Source organism: Kitasatospora sp. NPDC085464, from assembly GCF_044541955.1.
In the GTDB taxonomy this organism is placed as follows: Bacteria; Actinomycetota; Actinomycetes; order Streptomycetales; family Streptomycetaceae; genus Kitasatospora.
This window is the reverse complement of record NZ_JBITTM010000040.1, coordinates 17,485-35,483: the sequence shown is the minus strand read 5'-3', so window position 1 is coordinate 35,483 and position 17,999 is coordinate 17,485. Positions and strand designations below refer to the sequence as shown.

Sequence of the window (17,999 nt, the reverse complement as noted above, 5' to 3'; positions counted from 1 at the left end):
GAGAGGAGGCGTGATAGACCAGTGGGCACTATGAACATCACTGTCTTCTGCTCCGCGTACTCGCTCGACGACCGCTACGCCGCCCCCGCCGCCGAGTTCGCGCGGCTCCTGGGGGAGGGCGGGCACACCCTGGTGTGGGGCGGCTCGAACGCCGGGCTGATGGGCCTGCTCGCCGACGGGGTGAAGGCGGCCGGCGGCACGCTGGTCGGCGTCATGGTCGAGATGCTGCAGCACAAGGGCTACGTCGGCGCCGACGAGCTGGTCATGACGGCCGACCTGGCCGAGCGGAAGGCGGAGCTGGCGGCCCGCGCGGACGCGATCGTGGTGCTCGTCGGCGGCCTGGGCACGCTGGACGAGGTCACCGAGGTGCTGGAGCTCAAGAAGCACGGGATGTTCGACAAGCCGGTCGTCGTCCTGGACACCGAGGGCTTCTACTCGGGCCTGCGGACCCAGCTGGAGCGGATGGACACCGAGGGCTTCCTGCCCCGGCCGCTCACCGAGCTGGTCACCTTCGCCGACACGCCCGCCGAGGTGTTTGTGCAGCTGAAGGCCTGAGAGGATCGGACCCATGGCTGCACATCTGATCACCGGCGCCGGCTCCGGCATCGGCGCCGTCCTCGCCGGGAAGCTCGCCGAGCGCGGCGACGACCTCTGGCTGCTGGCCCGCGACGCCCGCCGGGCGGCGGAGCTGCGGGAGCGCTTCCCGGGCGCCCGCACCCTCGTCGGGGACCTCGGCGATCCGGCCAAGCTGTCCTGGGCCTTCGGGCACCAGCAGCTGCCCGTCACCCTCGACTCCGTGCTGCACGTGGCGGGCGTGGTCGAGCTGGGCACGGTCGGTGAACTGCCGGTCAAGGCGTGGCAGGAGACGCTGAACGTCAACCTGGTCGCCCCCGCCGAGCTGACCCGCCTCCTGCTGCCCTCGCTCCGGCTCGCCAAGGGCCACGTGGTCTTCGTCAACTCCGGCGCCGGCCTCAACGCCCACGCCGAGTGGTCGGCTTACGCGGCGAGCAAGCACGGCCTGAAGGCGCTCGCCGACTCGCTGCGCCAGGAGGAGCACGCGGGCGGCGTGCGGGTCACCTCGGTCTACCCCGGCCGTACGGCGACCGCGATGCAGGTCAAGGTGCACCAGCAGGAGGGCAGGGAGTACGACGCCGCCCGCTGGATCGAGCCCGAGTCCGTCGCCAAGGCGGTGCTGGCCGCGCTGGACGCCTCCCGGGACGCGGAGATCACCGACATCAGCGTCCGCCCGGGACGCTGAGGAACGCCCGGGGGCGCCGGGGCCCACCGGAACGAGGTCCCGGCGCCGCGCACTAGGCTCGGTGGGGTGAGCACCGATCACCCCTTCCCCGACCTGCGCGGCGCCGCCACCGGCGTCGGCTCGCTGCCCGGCACCGACGCCCGGGAGGCCGCCAAGACCTCCACCGGGGCGCTGGAACACCTGCCGTTCCTGCCCGAGCTGCCCGCGCGCGGCCCGGGCGCCGACATGATCGGCCGCGGCGCCGGCTTCCTGGTCGAGCTGTTCGCGCAGACCGAGCCCAGCGGCTGGCGGTTCACCGACCGTCCGGGCCGGGACACCCGGCGCGCCCACTCCTGGCTCGGCGAGGACCTGGACGCCCTGGAGGAGTTCACCCAGGGGTACGAGGGCGCGCTCAAGGTGCAGGCCGTCGGCCCGTGGACGCTGGCGGCGAGCATCGAGCTGAAGCACGGCGAGAAGGCGCTCGCCGACCACGGCGCCTGCCGGGACATCGCCGGTTCGCTCACCGAGGGCCTGCGCCGCCACCTCGCCGACGTCCGCAGGCGGATCCCGGGCGCGGAGGTCGTGCTCCAGCTCGACGAGCCCTCGCTGCCCGCCGTGCTGGCCGGGGCGGTGCGGACCGCCAGCGGTTTCCAGCGGCTGCGCGCCGTCGACCGGCAGGTCGCCGAGGAGGTGCTGCGCGAGACGATCCGCGGTCTGGACGCGCCGGTCGTCGTGCACAGCTGCGCGCCGGACGTCCCGGTCCCGTTGCTGCGCCGCGCCGGAGTCGCCGGGATCTCCCTCGACTTCTCCCTCCTCACCGAGCGCTCGGACGACGACCTGGGCGAGGCGGTGGAGGCGGGCACGACGATCCTCGCCGGTGTCGTCCCCTCCACTGACCAGGCGGTGTCGGACCCGGCCGGTAGTGTCCAGGGTGTCAGGACCTTGTGGCGCAGGCTCGGGTTCGCCCCGGAGCTGCTGGGCCGCCGCGTGCTGGTGACGCCGACCTGCGGGCTGGCCGGGGCCTCCCCGGCGTACGCGCGCAGGGCGCTGTCCCAGAGCGTACGGGCGGCGCAGAGCCTGGTGGACAACCCGGAATGAGAACGTAGGAGGGCTTGCGGTGACGGCTGTCGAGGGCTGGGAGGACGTCCCGGCGGAGGTGCGCCGGCGGCACGCCGAGCTGGCGCAGGAGATCACCGACCACCGCGCCCGCTACTACGAGCAGGACGCCCCGGTCGTCAGCGACTCCGAGTTCGACGCCCTGATGCGCGAGTTGGAGGCGCTGGAGGCCGAGCACCCGGCCCTGGTCACCCCGGACTCCCCGACGCAGAAGGTCGGCGGCGCCCCGACGGAGCTGTTCGCCGAGGTCGAGCACCGCGAGCGCCTCCTCAGCCTCGACAACGCGATGGACGACGACGAGCTCGCCGCCTGGGCCGAGCGCGTCGCCGGCGAGCTGGCCGGCATCGAGTACCACTACCTGTGCGAGCTCAAGGTGGACGGCCTGGCCGTCAACCTCACCTACGAGAACGGCCAGTTGGTGCAGGCGGCGACGCGCGGCGACGGCCGGGTGGGCGAGGACATCACCGCCAACGTCCGCACCATCAAGGAGATCCCGCACCGGCTCAAGGGCGAGAACGTCCCCGAGCTGGTGGAGATCCGCGGCGAGGTCTACTTCCCCACCGAGGCCTTCGAGGCGCTCAACGCCTCCTTCGTGGCGGAGAACGAGCGCCGCCGCGCGGAGAACGAGGAGCGCGCCAAGGAGGGCAAGCGGCCCCGGGCGATGATCCGGCTGTTCATGAACCCGCGCAACGCCGCCGCCGGTTCGCTACGCCAGAAGGACCCGCTGGTCACCGCCTCGCGCCCGCTGCACATGGTGGTGCACGGCATCGGCGCCCGGGTCGGCTTCGACATCGACAACCAGTCGCACGCCTACCGGCTGCTGCACGACTGGGGCCTGCCCACCGCCCGGCACAACGAGGTGGTGGGGACGCTCGACGAGGTGCGGGCGTTCATCGAGCACTTCGGCGAGCAGCGGCACTCGGTCGAGCACGAGATCGACGGCGTGGTCGTGAAGGTGGACGAGATCGCCCTGCAGGGCAGGCTCGGCGCCACCTCCAAGTCCCCGCGCTGGGCGATCGCCTGGAAGTACCCGCCGGAGGAGGTCACCGGCAAGCTCGCCGAGATCAGGGTCGGCATCGGCCGCACCGGCCGGGCCACCCCGTACGCGGTGCTGGCCGAGCCGGTGAAGGTGGCCGGCTCGATGGTGCAGTACGCGACGCTGCACAACCAGGAGGTCGTCAAGGCCAAGGGCGTGCTGCTGGGCGACACCATCGTGCTGCGCAAGGCCGGCGACGTCATCCCGGAGATCCTCGGCCCGGTGGAGAGCCTGCGGGACGGCACCGAGCGGGAGTTCGTGATGCCCTCGCACTGCCACGAGTGCGGGGCCGAGCTGCGCCCGATGACCGAGGGCGACATCGATCTGCGGTGCCCCAACGCCCAGTTCTGCCCGGCCCAGATCCGCGAGCGGATCGCCTTCCTCGGCGGGAGGTCGAGCCTGGACGTCGAGGGCCTCGGCTACGTCGCGGCCACCGCGCTGACCCAGCCGCTGGAGCCGGCCGAGGCGCCGGTGAAGGACGAGGGGGACGTCTTCGGGCTGACGATGGAGCAGCTGCTGCCGCTGCAGGTGCTGGTGCGCGACCAGAAGACCGGCATGCCCAAGCTGGACGACCGCACCGGCAAGGAGAAGAAGGCCACCTTCTTCGCCAACCAGAAGGGCGAGCCCAAGAAGACCGCCGGAGTCCTGCTGGAGAACCTGGAGAAGGTGAAGGACCGCCCGCTCTGGCGGTTCCTCAACGGTCTGTCGATCCGGCACGTGGGGCCGGTCGCGGCGCAGGAGCTGGCGCGGGAGTTCCGCGACCTGGACCGGATCTTCTCGGCCACCGAGGAGGAGCTGGCCGCGGTGGAGGGCGTCGGGCCGATCATCGCCCGGTCCGTGGTGGAGTGGTTCCAGGAGGACTGGCACCGGGAGATCCTGGAGAAGTGGCGCGCCGCCGGGGTGCGCTTCACCGAGGAGTTCGCGGACGAGGAGGAGGCGGAGCGCCCGCTGGAGGGCCTGACCGTCGTGGTGACCGGCACGCTCGCCGGCCACACCCGGGACGGCGCCAAGGAGGCGCTGACCTCGCGCGGAGCGAAGGTGACCGGTTCGGTTTCGAAGAAGACCGATTTTGTGGTCGCCGGTGACAACCCGGGATCCAAGTACGACAAGGCCGTTCAGCTCGGACTGCCCGTCCTGGACGACGCGGGCTTCGCCGTCCTGCTGGCCGACGGACCGGCCGCCGCCCGCGCCCACCTGGGACTTCCGGAGCCGGAGGAGGCCGCCGAGCCGGAGCAGGCGCCCGCCGGGGACTGACCCGGAGCCGACCCGAGCGGCGGTCGGTCGGATCCGTGTTGTTATCGTCCTGATGCAACGTCACCGGGTACGTGCAGTGAAAGCGGGCATTGTGTCACTGTGTGACACTCGTGCGCGGTGGCGCGTTTCCGGTTGTCCGAAAGTCTGCCCACCGGGTGGGCCCAGGCATACCCTGGTGCGCAACAGAGTGTCAGCAGGGGTGGGGGCACCGGCTGGGCCGGTGCTCCGCGGGGTCGCTCCATGCCCGGCAGCTGTCGGTACCGGCACGGTGCCTCACCGTAAGGCGGCCTGACGGGGCGGGCCCGACGGAGGACAGGGCTTATGGATCGTACGACCGGCGGTGCGCCCACACGCCCGCCGCAGGGGGTGGCGGGTGCGGTCCTGCTGCTCGGCGTGCTGCTGGCCGGTGCTGCGCCGCTCATCCCGCTGGCCGTCCTGGTCTACCGGTACGAACCCGAACTGCTGCCGCTGTTCGCGGTGCCCCTGGCCGTGCTGGTGGCGGCCTGGCGGATCGCCAGGGACCGCGCCCGTGACCAACTGACCGACCCGCTGACGGACCTGCCCAACCGTCAGGCCTTACTGCTGGCCGCCCAGGAGGCGATCGCGGAGTGCGACCAGGGGTACAGCGTCGGTCTCATCCTGCTTGACCTCGACCGCTTCCGATCACTCAATGACACACTCGGTCATACGGCCGGTGACCGGTTGCTGGTTCACATCTCCCGCCGACTGCACCGCGCACTGCGCTCCGGCGGCCCGGCCGGCAGCGCCACCCGGGAGTCCATCGACGACGTCTTCGCCGGGCTGCCCCGGCACTACCGGCGCGGCCGCCCGATGGTGGCGCGGATGGGCGGCGACGAGTTCGCCGTCCTGCTGCCCGGCATCAACTGCCCGGACAGCCTGGAGCGGGTCGCCAAGGCGCTGATCGCCGAACTGGCCGCCCCGATCCGGCTGGACGGGCTGCTGCTCGTCCTGGAGGCCAGCGCCGGCGTCTGCGTCTACCCGCAGCACGCCCAGGACGCCGAGTCCCTGCTGCGCCGCGCCGACGTCGCGATGGGCCACGCCCAGCGCGGCTGCAGCGGCGTCGCCCAATACGACGAGACCCAGGACGCCGACACCCCGTACCGGATCGGGCTGCTGGGGGACCTGCGGCGGGCCCTGGAGACCGGCGAGGTGCAGCTGCACTACCAGCCCAAGGTGGCCTTCGACGGCCGGGTGGTCGGCCTGGAGGCGCTGCTGCGCTGGGAGCGCCCCGGCCAGGGCCGGGTCTCGCCGGACGAGTTCGTCGGGCTCGCCGAGTCCAGCGGCTTGATGCCCCGGCTCACCGACTACGTGCTGGAGGCGGCCGTCGGCCAGCTCGCCTACTGGCGCGACATGGGCCTGCAGGTGCAGGTCGCGGTGAACGTCTCGCCGCGCGACGTGCTCAACCCCGGCTTCGCCCAGCGCGTCGCCGGCCACCTCGTGCGCCACCAGGTGCCGGCCCACGCGCTCCAGCTGGAGATCACCGAGCGGCTGCTGCTGGACGACTCCCGGCGGGCCGCCGACACCCTCGCCGAGCTGCGCGGCTACGGCGTCGGGATGTCCCTCGACGACTTCGGCACCGGGCACTCCTCGCTGGTGCGGCTGCGCAGCCTGCCGGTCGGTGAGCTGAAGATCGACCGCTCCTTCGTCTCCCGGATGGTCGCCGACGACCACGACGCGGCGGTGGTCCGCTGCTCGGTGGAGCTCGCCCACTCGCTGGGCCTGACCGTGGTCGCCGAGGGCGTCGAGGACGACGAGACCTGGGAGCGGCTGCACTGCATGGGCGTGGACGCCGTCCAGGGCTGGCTGGTGTCGGCGGCGCTGCCGGCCGAGCAGGCCACCGCCTGGCTGCGGGTGCACCGGACCGGCGCCCCGCCGGTGGAACGGCTCGGCGCGCCGCCCCAGCTGCGGGCCGGCCTGCAGCCGCTCCAGGGCGGCAAGCCGGTCCAGGGCAAGCCGATCGTCCAGCCGGCCATCCCGCCGGTGCTGCCGCCGACGCTCCCGCCCGTCCTGCCCCCGGTGCTGCCGCCGGTGGTCCAGGCCGTCCAGGCCGCACAGATGGAGATCAACGCGCCGGGCACGCAGAGTTGGGCCCGCTTCCGGCCGCAGTGATCGCACGGTGATCGACGCGGTGCTCGCGCGGTGATCGACGCCGTGCCGGACGCCGCCGTGGGGGTGGTGGCGGGGACGCGACCCGGCGGTGACGGGCGGCTCGGCTCACTCGTTGGCCGGTGGCCGGGCCGGGCCCCATAGGATGGGGTCCAAAGACCACGAGGACGGAGCGCCGAACCCGGCTGCTCCTGCCCGGGCCCGGCACCGCCCGCAAGGCACGCCGGGCCTCACCAGAACTCACCCTGAGGATCGCTGCATGCCTGGCATCACGCGCGAGGAGGTCGCCCACCTCGCCCGGCTGTCGCGTCTTGAGCTGAAGCCCGAAGAGCTGGACCACTTCGCCGAGCAGCTCGACGTGATCATCGGCGCGGTAGCCCGCGTTTCCGAGGTCGCCGGACAGGACGTCCCGCCGACCTCCCACCCGCTGCCGCTGACCAACGTCATGCGCGCGGACGAGGTGCGGCCCTCGCTCACCCCGGAGCAGGCGCTGTCCGGCGCCCCCGCCGCCGAGGAGCAGCGTTTCCGTGTGCCGCAGATCCTCGGGGAGGACTGACCGAGATGACCGAGCTGATCCGTTACACCGCCGCCCGGACCGCGAGCGCCATCGCCAAGGGCGAGGTGTCCGCCGTCGAGGTCGCGCAGGCGCACCTGGACCGCATCGACGCCGTCGACAAGAAGGTCAACGCCTTCCTGCACGTCGACACCGAGGGCGCGCTGGCCGCCGCCAAGGCCGTCGACGAGAAGCGCGCCAAGGGCGAGGAGCTGGGCCCGCTGGCCGGCGTCCCGCTCGCCCTGAAGGACGTCTTCACCACCAAGGGCGTCCCGACCACCTGCGGCTCCAAGATGCTCGAAGGCTGGATCCCGCCGTACGACGCCACGCTGACCGGCCGTCTCAAGGACGCCGGCGTCGTCATCCTCGGCAAGACCAACATGGACGAGTTCGCGATGGGCTCCTCCACCGAGAACTCGGCCTACGGCCCGACCGGCAACCCGTGGGACCTCACCCGCATCCCCGGCGGCTCCGGCGGCGGTTCGGCCGCCGCGCTGGCCGCCTTCGAGGCCCCGCTGGCGATCGGCACCGACACCGGCGGCTCGATCCGCCAGCCCGGCGCCGTCACCGGCACCGTCGGCGTCAAGCCGACCTACGGCTCGGTGTCCCGCTACGGCCTGGTCGCGTTCTCCAGCAGCCTGGACCAGGGCGGCCCGTGCGCCCGCAACGTGCTGGACGCGGCGCTGCTGCACGAGGCCATCGCCGGGCACGACCCGCTGGACTCCACCTCGATCGACGCGCCGGTCCCGGCCGTGGTCGAGGCCGCGAGGATGCGCGACGTCCGCGGCATGCGGATCGGCGTGGTCAAGGAGTTCGCCGGCGAGGGCTACCAGTCCGGCGTGATGCAGCGCTTCAACGAGTCGGTGGAGCTGCTGCGCGAGCTGGGCGCCGAGGTCGTCGAGGTCTCCTGCCCGTCGTTCACCCTGGCGCTGCCGGCGTACTACCTGATCGCGCCGTCGGAGTGCTCCTCCAACCTGGCCCGCTTCGACGCGATGCGCTACGGCCTGCGGGTCGGCGACGACGGCACGCGTTCGGCCGAGGAGGTCACCGCGCTGACCCGTGAGGCCGGCTTCGGCGACGAGGTCAAGCGCCGCATCATCCTGGGCACCTACGCCCTGTCCTCGGGCTACTACGACGCCTACTACGGCTCGGCCCAGAAGGTCCGCACGCTCATCTCGCGCGACTTCGACGCGGCCTTCGCCGGCGTGGACGTGCTGGTCTCGCCGACCACGCCGACCACCGCCTTCCCGATCGGCGAGCGCGCCGACGACCCGATGGCGATGTACCTGGCCGACCTGTGCACGATTCCGTCGAACCTGGCGGGCAACGCGGCCATGTCGCTGCCGGTCGGGCTGGCCCCGGAGGACAATCTCCCGGTCGGCCTGCAGATCATCGCACCCGCGATGGCGGACGACCGCCTGTACCGCGTGGGCGGCGCCGTCGAGGCCGCGCTCAACGACAAGTGGGGGCACACCCTGCTGGAGGAGGCACCGGCACTGTGAGCAAGATCGAGAAGGCGAAGGCGCAGTCCACTTCCCTGAAGGGCTTCAAGCACAGCAAGCCCGGCCTGTGGCTGTCCATCGGCACCAGCGCCTTCGGCGCGATCTCCATCGCCAAGGACGTCCGCAAGGCCCGCGAGGAGAGCGACACCCTCAAGCTGGTCAACGCCCTGGTCGGCGCCGCGGCGCTGGTCACCGGCACCGCCCTGCTGGTGCGCGAGCTGCGCCGGCTGGGCTCCGACGACGTGCTGCTGGGCTGAGCCGAGCCGAGCTCCCAGGCCCGGCCCCGCGCGAGCGGCGGCCGGGCCCGTACCTCCCAAGCTTCAAGTGAGAAGGGACGCTGTGAGCGTCATGACCCTGGTCTCCTACGAGGACGCTCTGGCGTCGTACGACCCGGTGATGGGCCTTGAGGTCCACGTCGAGCTCGGTACCAAGACCAAGATGTTCTGCGGGTGCTCGACCGAGCTGGGTGCCGAGCCGAACAGCCAGACCTGCCCGACCTGCCTGGGCCTGCCGGGTTCGCTGCCGGTGGTCAACGCGATCGGCGTGGAGTCGGCCGTCAAGATCGGCCTGGCGCTGAACTGCGAGATCGCCGAGTGGTGCCGGTTCGCGCGGAAGAACTACTTCTACCCGGACATGCCCAAGAACTTCCAGACCTCGCAGTACGACGAGCCGATCGCCTTCAACGGCTACCTCGACGTGCAGCTGGAGGACGGCTCGACCTTCCGCGTGGAGATCGAGCGCGCCCACATGGAGGAGGACACCGGCAAGTCCAGCCACGTCGGTGGCGCGACCGGCCGCATCCACGGCGCCACGCACTCGCTGCTCGACTACAACCGGGCCGGCATCCCGCTGATCGAGATCGTCACCAAGCCGATCGAGGGCGCCGGCGAGCGCGCCCCCGAGGTCGCCAAGGCGTACGTCGCCGAGCTGCGCGAGGTCATCCGCTCCCTCGGCGTCTCCGAGGCCCGGATGGACAAGGGCCAGATGCGCTGCGACGTCAACCTGTCGCTGCGCCCGAACGGCACCGAGACCTTCGGCACCCGCTCGGAGACCAAGAACGTCAACTCGCTGCGCAGCGTCGAGCGGGCCGCCCGGTACGAGATCCAGCGGCACGCCACCGTGCTGACCGACGGCGGCACCATCGTCCAGGAGACCCGCCACTTCCACGAGGACAACGGCACCACCACCTCGGGCCGGATCAAGGACAACGCCGAGGACTACCGCTACTTCCCCGAGCCGGACCTGGTGCCGGTGGCCCCCGCCCGCGAGTGGGTCGAGGAGCTGCGCGCCGCCCTGCCCGAGCTGCCGCGGGTGCGCCGCGCCCGGCTGCAGGCCGAGTGGGGCCTGTCCGACAAGGACATGCAGTCCGTTCTCAACGCCGGTGCGGTGGGGCCGATCCAGGAGACCATCGCGGCCGGGGCCCCGGCCGACCAGGCCCGCAAGTGGTGGATGGGCGAGCTGGCCCGCCGGGCCAACGAGACCGGCACCGAGCTGAGCGAGCAGCCGATCACCCCGGCGCAGGTCGCCCGGGTCGCCGCGCTGGTCGCCGAGGGCAAGCTGAACGACAAGCTGGCCCGCCAGGTCATCGAGGGCGTGCTGGCCGGCGAGGGCGAGCCGGACGAGATCGTCGAGAAGCGCGGCCTGGCCGTGGTGTCGGACGACTCCGCGCTGGGAGCCGCCGTGGACCAGGCCATCGCCGAGAACGAGGGCATCGCCGCCAAGATCCGCGACGGCAAGGTCCAGGCCGTGGGCGCGCTGGTCGGCGCGGTCATGAAGGCCACCCGCGGCCAGGCGGACGCCGCCCGCGTGAAGGACCTGATCCTGGAGCGGCTCGCCGCAGAAGGACAGTAGGCACAGCCTGGAGAAGCTGGGCGTGTCCGCCTGAGCGGGCCCTTCCCAGGGCGCCTAGGCTGTCAACCCTTTCTTCCTAAGGCATCTAAGGCATCTAAGGCCCTCTAAGTAAGGCCTAAGGCCCGGTCTCACCTCCGTAATGGGGTGAGGCCGGGCCTTGAACCTTTTCCGGAGCCCGATCTAAGGCATCCGGGCCCAGGAAGATCGGGCACGCTCCCGATGCCCCACCCCCCACTGGGAGAGGAAGCTCTTACTCGTCAGCGAAACGCAGTGAGACCCACAAGGGGAACCGAAGTGATCGAGTACCAGACCTTCCAGCAACAGGCCCACGAGCTCGTGGCCCGCGCCGAGCACGAGCGACTGGTCCGCGAGGCCAAGCAGGCGAGCCGCCTGCGGCAGCGCCCGGTGGCCTCCCGCTTCCAGCGGCGCCCCGTGCGTCGGCCCGAATGCTGACGGTCCGGCACCAGGGCGGTGCCGACGGAGTTCCGGAGGGGGAGACGCGAGTGAGCGTCTCCCCCTCCGGGCGTTCGCCAGGGGAGATAACCCCTCGGCCGGTCCCCACCGGCTATGGCATGCTCGCCTCCATGCAGCAGATATCGGTCAGCCCCGTCTTCGTCGGCCGTGGCAGCGAGATCACCGAACTGACCGACGCGCTGCGCCGGGCGGGCACCGGCAGTCCGCAGGCCGTGCTGATCGGCGGCGAGGCCGGCGTCGGCAAGACCCGGCTGCTGGAGGAGTTCCTGGAGCGCGCCGCCGACCGCGGAGCGGTCACCTCCCTCGGCAGCTGTCCGGAGGTCGGCGCCGAAGGCCTGCCGTACGCGCCGCTGGCCGCCGCGCTGCGCCGACTGCACCGCTCGCTGGGCACCGACTTCGAGGCCGCCGCGGCCGGCAGCGAGGGCCACCTCGCCCGCCTGCTCTCCGAGTTCGGCGAGGCGGACGGCGAACCCAACGACGAGTACGGCCGGGCCCGGCTGTTCGAGCACACCGCGAGGCTGTTCGAACGGCTCGGCGCGGAACGTACCCTCGTCCTCGCCGTCGAGGACCTGCACTGGTCGGACCGCTCCACCCGCGAACTGCTCGCCTTCCTGGTGCGCACCCTGCACCGCTCCCGGGTACTGCTGGTCGCCACCTACCGCAGCGACGACCTGCACCGCCGGCACCCGCTGCGCCCCTTCCTCGCCGAGCTCGAACGGCTGCGCACCGTCCAGCGGTTGGAGCTGGCGCGGTTCGACCGCCGCGAGGTGGCCGCGCAGCTGGCCGGCATCCTCGGCACCGCCGCCCCCGACCGCCAGCTGGTGGATCGGATCCACCGCCGCTCGGAGGGCAACCCCTTCTTCGTCGAGGAACTGGCCACGGCCTTCCAGGACGGCTGCGGCGCCGGGCTGACGGACTCGCTGCGGGACATCCTGCTGGTGCGGGTCGAGGGCCTGGACGAGGAGGCCCAGCGGGTGGTGCGGATCGCCGCCGAGGGCGGCTCGCACGTCGAACACGCCTTGCTGGCCGCCGTCCTGGACGACGACGAGGAGGCGCTGATCGAGGCGCTGCGCTCGGCGGTCGGCGCCAACATCCTGCGCCCGGACAGCGAGGGCGAGGGCTACCGGTTCCGGCACGCACTCGTCCGCGAGGCGGTCTCGGACGACCTGCTGCCCGGCGAACGCCACCGGATCAACCGCACGTTCGCGCTCGCCGTCGAGGCCCACCCGCAGCTGCTCTCCTCCGACGCGCTGCCCGCCCGGCTGGCCAACTACTGGTACCACGCGCACGATCCGGCCCGTGCCCTGCCGACGGCCCTGGACGCCGCCCGGGCGGCCCGCCGCCGCAACGCCTTCGCCGAGCAACTGGGCATGCTGGAGCGGGCCCTGGAACTGTGGGACATGGTCTCCGAGGAGGTGCTGGCGCACACCCTGCGCCCGTACGACTGGGCCGAGACCTACCCGCCCGGCTCCTGCGACCACAGCGCCGCCGACGAGGAGTGCGACCGGATCCAGTTGGAGGACGTGCTGGCCGAGGCGGTGGTCGCGGCCCGGCGCACCGGCGACCGCGAGCGCGGCCTGAGCCTGGCCAAGCGCGGGCTGCGGCTGGTCGACGAGACGGTGCACCCGGTGCGCGCGGCCTGGTTCCGGATCAACCGGGCCCGGATGCTGGGCAGCCTGCGCCGCTCCGGCGACGAGGAGGAGATCGGCCACGCGCTGCGGCTGGTGGCCCAGCTGCCGCCGTCCGCCGTCCAGGCCGAGGTGCTCGCGCTCGGCGCCGGCTCGGCGATGCTCAAGAAGCCCGGCCCCGAGCACCTCGAACTCGCCGAGCGGGCGATCCGGATCGCCCAGGAGGTCGGCGCGCACTCGGTCGAGGTGCACGCCCGGATGACCCTCGGCGGCCTGCGCTACGACGTGCACGGCGACGCCGAGGGCGGGCTGGCCGAGCTCGCCGGGGCGGTCGAGCGGGCCCGCCGGCTGGGCGTGCCCGACCTGCTGCTGCGCGGCATCAACAACCTGGCCAGCATGCAGCGCGGCCTGGGCCGCCCCGAGGAAACCGTCCGGCTGGCCCGCGAGGGCCTGGAGTTCGCGGACGGCAACGGCCTGCTGCGCAACATCGGCACCATCCTGACCGGCAACCTGGTCGAGGCGCTGACCGACCTCGGGCGGGTCCAGGAGGCCGCCGAGGTGCTCGCCGCCTGCGAGCTGACCAGCCTCAGCGGCACCCACGCCGAGTTCCTGGACCGGATGCGCGGCGAACTCGCCCTGCTCCGGGGCGACCTGCCCACCGCGGCGACCATGCTGGCGCAGGCCCGGGCGGCCAACCGGGTCGGCCAGGTCCAGCACAGCGTGCCGATCAGCCGGCTGGCGGTGCGGCTCGCCGCGCTCGGCGGCCGGCCGCTGGACGCCCGGGCCGAACTGCTCGCCGCACTGTCGGAGGAGGGTCGCCTCGGCCACGAGTCCGACGTCTACCCGCTGCTGGCCGAGGCCGCCGGGGTGGAGGCGGACACCCGGGGCCTGCCGGAGGCCGACGCGGGCCGGGGCGAGGCGCTGGCCGCCATCGGCGCGGCCGCCGGGCGGCTTCGGCCCCGGGCGCCGCTGCACCACGGCTGGGCCCGGCTGCTGGAGGCCGAACTGGCCCGTGCCGAGGGCGCCGACACCCCGGAGCAGTGGGGTGCCGTGGTCGAGGCGCTGCGGCCGACCGGTCTGCCGTACCCGCTGGCGCTCGCCCTGCTGCGGGCCGGTGAAGCCGAGGTGCTGGCCGGGCGGCGCGAGGACGGGGCCGAACTGCTGCGCGAGGCGGCCGAACTGGCGGCCGTCCGGGAGGACCGGATACTGGGGGCGCAGATCGGGGGCCTCGCCGAGCGGGCCGGGCTGAGCCTCGCCCCCGCCGAGCGGGCGGCGGCGGAGCCGGCTCCGGCCGCGGCCGTCGGGGACTCCTTCAACCTCACCCCCCGTGAGCGGGACGTGCTCCGGTTGCTCGCGCGCGGCTGGACCAACCGGCAGATCGCCGAGGAACTGTACATCTCTCCGAAGACCGCGAGCGTGCACGTCTCCAACATCCTGGGCAAGCTCGCGGTCGGCGGCCGGGGCGAGGCGGCCGCACTGGCGCACCGGCTGCGGCTGTTCCCGGACGATCAGGCCCTGTCAGGCCGCTGAGACCCGGCCCCGCCGCCGGGCCCGGAGCACCGCCCCGCCACCGCTCCCGGTGGCGGGGCGCCGCCGTGTGCTCCCGTGCGCGCCGCGTGAGCCCCCGGCCGCGCGCCGCCGCCAACCGGGCCGATCCGCCGGAATCGGGGGTATTTCCCCACCTCTGCGCCATTACTCTAAGTTGAGTGTGCGTGTCATTGAGTGACGGAATTGGTGTAGGGTCCATTTTGGGAGCATCGGTGCGGTGCGGCGGCCGGCAGGCCGCCCACCCCCTGGGCCACCGTCCTGACGGGGCGCCAGGCCACCGCGTACGGCTGAGAGGTGCGCGTCCGGTGGCCCGTGGCCGGGGCGCGAGGCCCCGGGCCGGAGGGGGAGAGGCCGAGTGAGCTCCACCGATACGGTGCTGCCCGAAGCCGGACGCCCGGGTGCACCACCCGCCGACGCGTCCGCCGCCGGGGCGGTTCCCGCACCCGCCCGCCGCGGCCCGCTGCGTCGGCTCCGGGAGAGCCGCGCGCTGCCCGGACTCGTCCTGGGCGGGCTCTGCCTGGCCTACGCCATGGGCGCCACCGCCGGCTGGGGATCCCGTCAACTGTCCATCTTCATGGGCGACTTCGGCCTGTCCGCGGCGGCCCTGGCGGCCGCCCTGTCCTGCCTGGTGTACGGCTGCACCGTCGGCGGGCACGCCCGCCCGGCCTGGCTGCTGTTCGGCCTCTCCTCGCTCATGGTCGCCTGCGGCAACGGCACCTGGGGCTGGTACGAGCTGGTCGTGCGCACCCCGCTGCCGCGGGACTCGCTCGCCGAGTACGCCTTCCTGCTGTTCGCCCCGCTCGCCATCACCGGCGTCCTGGTGCTCGCCCAGCGCCCGCGCTCCGCGGCCGGCTGGCTCTGCCTGCTGCTCGACGGCTGGCTGATCGCCGGGTCGCTGTTCACCCTCAGCTGGAGCCTGGCACTCGGCCGGATCGCCGCCGGCGAGAACTGCTCCCCGCTGCGGCTGGCCCTCAACCTGGCCTACCCGGTGCTGGACATCCTGCTGGTCAGCCTGGTGGTCGGGCTGCGCTTCGGCGGCCGGGACGGCAACCGGGCGGCGGTGCACACCGCGATGCTGGCGCTCGCCGTCACCGTGCTGTGCGACGCCCTGTTCACCTCCCCGGAGCTGCGCAGCAGCTACCACTCCGGCGAACTGCTGGACGCCGGCTGGTTCTCCGGCAGCCTGCTGCTGGCCTGGGCGCCGTGGTCGGTGCGCTGGCGCCGCCCGCTGCGCGAGCACCCCTCGGCCGGCGGCCTGCCGCGCCGCCGGGTGGCCACCACGTTCAGCGCGCTCACGCCGTACGCCGCCGCCGCGGTCTGCACCGCCGGAATCCTCTACAACGCCCTCGGCGGGCGCGAGTTGGACCGCGTGGTGGCCGCGGCCGCGTGCACCGTCGGGTTGGCACTGATCCTCAGGCAAGGCGTGATGCTGCTCGACAACCTGTCGCTGGCCCAGGAACTCGCCCACAAGGAGTCGCACTTCCGCTCCCTGGTGCAGGGGTCCAGCGACGTCATCATGATCGCCGGCGCCAACGGCGTGCTCTCCTACGTCTCCCCGGCCGCGCTCGGCGTGTACGGGCGGGACCCGGAGGAGCTGGTCGGCGGCAACCTGCTGGACCTCGTCCACCCGGAGGACGTGGACCGGGTGCTCTCCGAGGTCCGCCGCTACCTCGCACGGATCCGGCTCACCGCCCACCGCGTCCCGGCCACCGCCGAGCCCTCCGCCCGGGTGGAGTGCCGGATCAGCTCCGGCGACGGCGAGTGGCTGCACGTCGAGTCCACGGTCAGCCGGCACCGCGACGGGCTGCTGCTCAACAGCCGGGACGTCACCGAACGCGTCATGCTGCAGGCCCAGTTGCAGCACAACGCCTTCCACGACCCGCTCACCGACCTGCCCAACCGGGCGCTGTTCACCCAGCGGCTGCGGGCCGCCCTCGGCGCCCGGGGCCAGCAGGGCGGCACCGGCGCCGGGATCGCCGTGCTCTTCCTCGACCTGGACGGCTTCAAGGCGGTCAACGACTCCGCCGGGCACCAGGTCGGCGACGAGCTGCTGGTGCAGGCCGCCCGTCGGCTGCAGGGCGCCGTCCGCTGCGGGGACACCGTCGCCCGGTTCGGCGGCGACGAGTTCGCCGCCCTGGTCTGCGGCCCGCTCGGCCGCCTCCAGGTCCAGGAGCTGGCCGAACGGCTGCGCGTGGCGCTCTCCGAGCCGTACTGGATCGGCGGCGCCGAACTCGGTGTCGCCGCCAGCATCGGCATCGCCTTCGGCACCCCCGAACGCGGCCCCGCCGCCGACCCCAGAGCCGCCGCCGACGAGCTGATGCGCAACGCCGACCTCGCGATGTACCGGGCCAAGTCCGAGGGCAAGGGCCGGGTGGTGCTCTACACCCCCGCGATGCGGGCCGACCTGGAGCGCCGCACCGAGCTGGAGGAGCGGCTGAGACTGGCCGTCCGGGAGGGCGGCTTCACCCTGCTCCACCAGCCCGTGGTGGACCTCGCCGACGGCGCATTGACCGGCGTCGAGGCGCAGGCCCGCTGGCGCTCGGCGGGCGGCCTGCTCCTCACCCCGGCCGAGTTCCTGCGCTCCGCCGAGCACGGCGACGCGGCGACCCGCTTCTCCCGCTGGCTGGTCCGCGAGGCGGTCGCCGCGGCCGCGGCCCGGCGCGGCCTGCACGGCCGGGGCCGGGGCGCGCCGGAGTCCGTCCCGGTCGCCGTCCGGCTCTCCGCCGAACGGCTCTGCTCGCCCGGCGTGTACGAGACGGTGGCCGCCGCGCTGCGCGACGGCGGGCTGTCGGCCGGCGAGCTGGTGATCGAGGTGGCCCGGATGGGGCCGGACTCGCTCGCCGACGAACTCGGCCGGCGGCTGGCCGCGCTGCGCCGGCTCGGCGTCTCCACCTGGCTGGCCGGCTACGGAGCGGGCAGCGGCTCGCTCGGCGCGCTCGCCCGGCTGCCCCTGGACGGCCTCAAGCTGGACCGCACGCTGGTCCAGGGCCTCGGCGAGTCCGGGCTCGCCCGTACGCTCGCTGGGCACGCCCTGCGGCTCGGCCGCGACCTCGGGATGGCCACCGCCGCCGAGGGCGTGGACCTGCCCCGCCAGGTCGCCGTGCTGCAGGAACTGGGTTGCGGGCAGGCCCAGGGCTCGGCCTTCGCGCCGCCGCTGGACGAAGCCCGGCTGCGCCGCGCGCTGGCCCGCCGCGGCTACCCGCTGCCGAAGCAGCCGGGCCCGCTCTCCGCCCGCCGCGGCCACCCGGCCGCCGACACCCGGACGAGTGGCCGAGCGGACGCCGCACCGGGACGTGGCGTACGTCACCACGGCGGCTCTGACCTGCCCGAACGCCGTGCCGCTACTGGTCCGGCCGGTGGTCCGCATGGCGAGACGGTCATCCCACCTGCTTGACACGCCACCCCGGACGGGAGGATGGTCGTTGCCATGCGCACCCGAATTCTCGTACTTGGCGGGCGCGTCGGCTGACAGGGCTCGCAAGCCCTGCTCGTGACAGACCGACGCGCCACCCCTCGCATGCCCTTGGGCACGAGGGGTTTTTTGTTGCACTGACGCTGTTCCACCCCGCAAGACCCCTGGCCTCGACCGCCCGAGATCCTCCGAGTTGTCGGATTGAGCGGGACGATTGAGGCAGAGCCGGCGATCGACCCGGACCGGGACCCCACCCTCGCA

12 protein-coding genes are annotated in these 17,999 nt (G+C 73.4%); all 12 read left to right on the top strand.

Features of this window, described 5'->3' with window-relative positions; genetic code table 11:
- Positions 1–30 precede the first annotated feature (30 nt).
- The 12 genes from ACIGG8_RS30985 (at position 31) to ACIGG8_RS30930 (ending at position 17,720) form a co-directional block, all read left to right on the top strand.
- Positions 31–555: a TIGR00730 family Rossman fold protein gene (locus tag ACIGG8_RS30985; protein WP_396552016.1), complete on the top strand. Its 525-nt coding sequence runs from the start codon at positions 31–33 to the stop codon at positions 553–555.
- Between the two features lie 13 nt (positions 556–568).
- Positions 569–1,258 (top strand): SDR family oxidoreductase, encoded by a 690-nt coding sequence (locus tag ACIGG8_RS30980; RefSeq protein ID WP_396552015.1) that lies wholly within the window; start codon positions 569–571, stop codon positions 1,256–1,258.
- Positions 1,259–1,324: 66 nt separating this feature from the next.
- Positions 1,325–2,335 (top strand): methionine synthase, encoded by a 1,011-nt coding sequence (locus ACIGG8_RS30975; RefSeq protein WP_350520185.1) that lies wholly within the window; start codon positions 1,325–1,327, stop codon positions 2,333–2,335.
- Between the two features lie 19 nt (positions 2,336–2,354).
- Positions 2,355–4,643 (top strand): NAD-dependent DNA ligase LigA, encoded by a 2,289-nt coding sequence (gene ligA / locus ACIGG8_RS30970; protein WP_396552014.1) that lies wholly within the window; start codon positions 2,355–2,357, stop codon positions 4,641–4,643.
- Between the two features lie 321 nt (positions 4,644–4,964).
- Positions 4,965–6,773: a putative bifunctional diguanylate cyclase/phosphodiesterase gene (locus ACIGG8_RS30965; protein ID WP_396552013.1), complete on the top strand. Its 1,809-nt coding sequence runs from the start codon at positions 4,965–4,967 to the stop codon at positions 6,771–6,773.
- Positions 6,774–7,029: 256 nt separating this feature from the next.
- Positions 7,030–7,326 carry an Asp-tRNA(Asn)/Glu-tRNA(Gln) amidotransferase subunit GatC gene (gene gatC, locus ACIGG8_RS30960; RefSeq protein ID WP_030057414.1) on the top strand — a complete coding sequence of 99 codons (297 nt, stop codon included), beginning with the start codon at positions 7,030–7,032 and terminating at the stop codon, positions 7,324–7,326.
- A 5-nt stretch (positions 7,327–7,331) separates the two neighbouring features.
- Positions 7,332–8,825 (top strand): Asp-tRNA(Asn)/Glu-tRNA(Gln) amidotransferase subunit GatA, encoded by a 1,494-nt coding sequence (gene gatA / locus ACIGG8_RS30955; protein WP_396552012.1) that lies wholly within the window; start codon positions 7,332–7,334, stop codon positions 8,823–8,825.
- The gene (locus tag ACIGG8_RS30950) at positions 8,822–9,082 is read left to right on the top strand and encodes a hypothetical protein (protein WP_350520181.1); all 261 of its coding nucleotides are present in this window, start codon (positions 8,822–8,824) and stop codon (positions 9,080–9,082) included. Before gatA ends, ACIGG8_RS30950 begins: the two co-directional genes overlap by 4 nt.
- 82 nt (positions 9,083–9,164) lie before the next feature.
- Entirely contained in the window at positions 9,165–10,676 is a 1,512-nt protein-coding gene (gene gatB / locus ACIGG8_RS30945) for an Asp-tRNA(Asn)/Glu-tRNA(Gln) amidotransferase subunit GatB (RefSeq protein ID WP_350520180.1), read from the top strand.
- 294 nt (positions 10,677–10,970) lie between these two features.
- Positions 10,971–11,129, top strand: coding sequence for a hypothetical protein (locus tag ACIGG8_RS30940; protein ID WP_350520179.1), 159 nt, complete (start codon positions 10,971–10,973; stop codon positions 11,127–11,129).
- A gap of 131 nt (positions 11,130–11,260) precedes the next feature.
- Positions 11,261–14,308, top strand: coding sequence for an AAA family ATPase (locus ACIGG8_RS30935; RefSeq protein WP_396552011.1), 3,048 nt, complete (start codon positions 11,261–11,263; stop codon positions 14,306–14,308).
- A gap of 391 nt (positions 14,309–14,699) precedes the next feature.
- Complete coding sequence (locus tag ACIGG8_RS30930) at positions 14,700–17,720, top strand: putative bifunctional diguanylate cyclase/phosphodiesterase (RefSeq protein ID WP_396552046.1); 3,021 nt, start codon at positions 14,700–14,702, stop codon at positions 17,718–17,720.
- Positions 17,721–17,999: the final 279 nt, after the last annotated feature.

What these genes read in the sequence shown, in the direction of transcription:
- gatA (WP_396552012.1), top strand. Translation starts at nt 7,332, where the DNA reads ATGACCGAGCTGATCCGTTACACCGCCGCCCGGACCGCGAGCGCCATC.
- ACIGG8_RS30965 (WP_396552013.1), top strand. Translation starts at nt 4,965, where the DNA reads ATGGATCGTACGACCGGCGGTGCGCCCACACGCCCGCCGCAGGGGGTG.
- ACIGG8_RS30985 (WP_396552016.1), top strand. Translation starts at nt 31, where the DNA reads ATGAACATCACTGTCTTCTGCTCCGCGTACTCGCTCGACGACCGCTAC.
- ACIGG8_RS30935 (WP_396552011.1), top strand. Translation starts at nt 11,261, where the DNA reads ATGCAGCAGATATCGGTCAGCCCCGTCTTCGTCGGCCGTGGCAGCGAG.
- ACIGG8_RS30980 (WP_396552015.1), top strand. Translation starts at nt 569, where the DNA reads ATGGCTGCACATCTGATCACCGGCGCCGGCTCCGGCATCGGCGCCGTC.
- gatC (WP_030057414.1), top strand. Translation starts at nt 7,030, where the DNA reads ATGCCTGGCATCACGCGCGAGGAGGTCGCCCACCTCGCCCGGCTGTCG.